Here is a 1198-nt window from a genome sequence, read left to right on the forward strand (position 1 = left end):
GGGCGACGCGCTGCCGGCGGGGCTCGGCTACGCGCTCTTCGACTTCGCGGTGAACAGCGGGCCCAAGCGCGCTGTGATCGGGCTGCAGCGGGCGCTCAAGGTCGCCGACGACGGCGCACTGGGGCCGCTCACCCTGGCGGCTGTCGCAAAGCACAAGCCGGCGGACCTGATCGACCCCCTGTGCGACGGGCGGCTGGCCTTCTTGCGAGATCTGTCGACCTGGCCGCGGTTCGGCAAGGGCTGGGCCCGGCGGGTCGAGGAGGTGCGCAAGGCGGCGCTCGCCATGGCGACCGAGACCGCGGCGCCGGTCGACCCCTCAAAGTGCCCGACCTGCGGCAAGCTGATCGCCGCCTGACCAACCGCCCGGGATTTCCGGGCTGTTCGACCCGCGCCGGCCGGGCCAGCCGAGCAAATCCCCGACAATCAGGACATCATCATGCACCGCCTCTTCCTCGCGGCGCTGGCGCTCGCCTGCGTCTGCTCTCCCGCCATGGCCTTGGGCATCGCCCCCGACCGCATCAACCCGATCATGGATGACCCGGTGATGCGGCTCGCCGGCTTCGGGTTCGGCGGGCTATTCCTGACGCTGCTCATCATCCTCGTTCGAGAGTTCAGAGATGATATGCGCACGATTGGCGGCCTCGCCTTCTCGGCGCTCATGGGCCTGATGCTCATCCTGTGCACCGGCGCTGCCTTCGCCGCCGAGACCGCCACCGCCGACACCACCCGCGTCACGCTGTCGGCCGCGCCCTGGATCGAGCTCGTCCGGGAGATCGTCATCACCGCCGTGATTCCGGCGGTCGCCGCCTACCTGATCCAGGCCATCCGCAAGGTCTACCCCTGGGCCGCCCTGTTCCTGACCCAAGCCCGGGTCGAGCAGATGGCGAACGCCGTGACCGAGTACGCCATCAACGCGGTGCCGGGCGCCGTGAAAGAGGGCAAGCTGTCGGTCAACGTCGGCTCGCATGTGATCGCCAAGGCGGTGCAGCGAGCGGTCGACGCGGCGCCGGCCAAAGCCCTCGAGGCGGCGGGTGGGCAGGCCGGCCTCGCCGAGATCGTCTTCCGCAAGCTCAACCTCGAGGACGGGGCGAACGAGGACAATACCCTTGCCCCCGTCGTCGCCAGCCTTCCGGCGGCGCGATAGGCCGGCCGCCATGCTGTTCCCCGCCGGCCCGAACACGCCCGCCCACCCGGCGGG

General features: G+C 70.6%; 2 protein-coding genes. Both read left to right on the plus strand.

Annotated elements, in window-relative coordinates; all coding sequences use genetic code 11:
* Positions 1-355: putative peptidoglycan-binding domain-containing protein (locus QR78_RS31620; RefSeq protein ID WP_048431608.1), on the plus strand; the 355-nt coding region annotated here is incomplete at its 5' end.
* 81 nt (positions 356-436) lie between these two features.
* The gene (locus QR78_RS32245) at positions 437-1144 is read left to right on the plus strand and encodes a hypothetical protein (protein ID WP_053221185.1); all 708 of its coding nucleotides are present in this window, start codon (positions 437-439) and stop codon (positions 1142-1144) included.
* Positions 1145-1198 lie beyond the last annotated feature (54 nt).

Source organism: Methylobacterium indicum (genome assembly GCF_001043895.1).
Taxonomy (GTDB): domain Bacteria; phylum Pseudomonadota; class Alphaproteobacteria; order Rhizobiales; family Beijerinckiaceae; genus Methylobacterium; species Methylobacterium indicum.

What these genes read in the sequence shown, in the direction of transcription:
- QR78_RS32245 (WP_053221185.1), top strand. Translation starts at nt 437, where the DNA reads ATGCACCGCCTCTTCCTCGCGGCGCTGGCGCTCGCCTGCGTCTGCTCT.